Origin of the sequence: Mesorhizobium sp. M7A.F.Ca.CA.001.10.2.1 (genome assembly GCF_003998575.1) — a bacterium.
Lineage (GTDB): Bacteria > Pseudomonadota > Alphaproteobacteria > Rhizobiales > Rhizobiaceae > Mesorhizobium.
The window spans coordinates 1-2594 of sequence record NZ_RZQY01000770.1 but is presented as its reverse complement, the minus strand read 5'-3'; the positions used below and the strand labels follow the sequence as shown (position 1 = coordinate 2594).

The 2594-nt window shown below is 61.5% G+C and carries 2 protein-coding genes; both read left to right on the top strand.

Annotation, left to right across the window (positions count from 1 at the left end; all coding sequences use genetic code 11):
* Positions 1-2285, top strand: a 2285-nt coding sequence (locus tag EN964_RS31430; protein ID WP_127277194.1) for an ATP-binding protein, incomplete at its 5' end; no start/stop codon positions are given.
* Between the two features lie 5 nt (positions 2286-2290).
* A partial coding sequence (locus EN964_RS31425) for a response regulator (RefSeq protein WP_206528784.1) occupies positions 2291-2594 on the top strand: 304 nt, incomplete at its 3' end.

The window sequence follows — 2594 nt, the reverse complement described above, 5'->3', positions numbered from 1 at the left end:
TTTCCATGGCGACGGCCCTGTCCGTCTCCGGCTTCGTCGTCGATCTGCGCGCCGCCTTCATTGCTGCTGCCGCGTTCTTTGGCGGATGGCCGGCAATGCTCATCGCCACGTTCGGCTCCATTGTTTATCGCATCCATCTCGGCGGACAGGGTGCGGGTGCTGGTGTCATGGGTATCCTCATCACCGCAATCGTCGGCATTGCGTGGCACCACATCGTCGCGGCCCGATCGCGCACCATGTACGACATATTCGGTCTGGGCGTAACGGTCGCTCTCGCCGGGCTGATCACGCTCCTGGTCATCCCGGCGCAAGCCGTCACGGGCCTTGTGCAGCAGAGCACGTTCCCGTCCCTCGTGTTCCGCTTTCTCAGCACAATCATCATCGGCGTCCTGCTCGACCGGCAGCAGCGCAGGCGGGAGCTCTTGATGTCCAACATGACCTACCGGGCCATGGTTCGCGAACTGCCGGATTGCCTGAACATAAAAGATGTCGACGGCCGCTTCATCGCCGCCAACCCCGCCACCGCCGAAATGGTTCGCGCCGCTTCGGTCGACGATCTGATCGGCAAGACGGATTTCGATTTCTACCCCAGGGAGGTGGCCGAGCGCTTCCGGCAGGATGAGATGGGCGCGCTGGAGGCCGGGCAGACGTTGCGGATCGACCAGCCCGCGCTTTTCCCGGATGGCCGGCAAGGTTGGCTCTACACGCTCAAGGCCCCTTTCCGCGACGAGGCCGGCAAGATCGTCGGCGTCATCACCTACAATCGCGACATCACCGAGCAGAAGCGCACCGCGCAGCTCAAGAATGATTTCATTTCCACGGTCAGCCACGAATTGCGGACCCCGCTGACCTCCATCCGCGGCTCGCTTGGCCTGATTGCGGCCGGTGTGGCCGGCGAACTGCCGCCCAAGGCCGCCAATCTCGTCAACATCGCGCACACCAATAGCGAAAGGCTGGTTCTTCTCATCAACGACATTCTGGATATGGAGAAGATCGAATCGGGCGTGATCACCTTCAAGATCAAGCAGATGCCTGTCCGTCAGGTCCTGGAGCAGGCCATTGCCGCCAGCTCCAACTACATGGCTGACAGCCGGATCAGGATCGTTCTGATCGACGATGCGCCGCGCGCCGAGGCCAACATCGATCCGGATCGCCTGCATCAGGTGATGGCGAACCTCCTGTCGAATGCGATCAAGTTCTCGCATGCCGACGGTACTGTCACAGTGAAATTCCAGCGTCATGACCACGACATGCTGCGGATTTCCGTGATGGACCAGGGCGCTGGCATCCCGGAGGCTTTCCGCAGCCGTATATTCGGAAAGTTCGAGCAGGCCGACGCCTCCAGCACCCGTAAGATAGGCGGCACCGGCCTAGGCTTGAGCATCGTCAAGGCCATTACCGAAAAACTGGGCGGAGCCGTTTCCTTCGAAACCGAGGAAGGCAAGGGAACCTCGTTCCACGTGGACCTTGCAGAAGTACGCAGGCACCAACCAAGGCCGTATCCGCCACCGCACCTGAAACGAAAGCCCGATGGCCGCCTACGGGTTCTGATCTGTGAAGACGAGACCGACGTCGCCGCAGTAATTGCGGCACTCTTGGATGCGGAAGGCTTTTCCAGCGACGTCGCACCCGATATCGCCACCGCAAAGGCGCTTCTGCGGTCCCGCGAATACGTGGCCTTGACCCTCGACATCAAGCTCGCGGGGGAATCCGGCATCAAGCTCTTCCACGACATTAGGGCATCGCCGGTGAATTCCGACATTTCGGTCATCGTCATCTCCGCCGTTGCCGATGAGGCCAGGCGCTCGCTCAACGGCAGCGCCGTCGGTATCGTCGACTGGCTGGAGAAGCCGGTGGATTCAAAGCGGCTTCACGCCGCCCTTGCCAAGATCCTTGCTGGCAGGACCGAGCAGAGGCCGAAGATTCTCCATGTCGAGGACGATGAGGGCGTGCTTGCGGTGATGTCGGAGGGGTTGGGTTCGGGTGTCTCGATTACTTCGGCGAAGACGCTCAAGGACGCCCGGGAGGCGATCGCGCAGCATCTCTTCGACCTGGTTATCCTGGATATTGCACTCCCCGATGGCTCGGGGTTGGACCTGCTGGTCGATCTGCCGCTCGAGACCGGGGTCATCGTGTTTTCGGCGGCGGAGCTCGACCAGAAACTCGGTGATCGGGTTCAGGCCATCATGACCAAGACCAGGGCGTCGGAAATCGATGTGGCAAAGCTGGTCAGGAGCATGTTGGTTTCGCCCCGCACTCAACCTGCCGCGCACGCCGAGGAGTGACGCTCATGCCCGCAAGGATTCTCTATGTGGATGACGAGGACGATATCCGCGAAATCGCCCAGATGTCGCTGGAGCTCGAGCCGGAATTCGAGGTGCGGTCCTGCCCGTCCGGCATGCAGGCGCTGGTCGATGCCGCCGAATGGCGGCCCGATCTCATTCTGCTCGACGTAATGATGCCGGATATGGATGGACCGGAGACGCTGAGGCGCTTGGCCCAGTCTGGGCCGACGGCTTCGATACCCGTGGTGTTCATCACCGCGCGCACCCAGACGCATGAAGTCGAACGCTATCTGGCGATGGGGGCGGTAG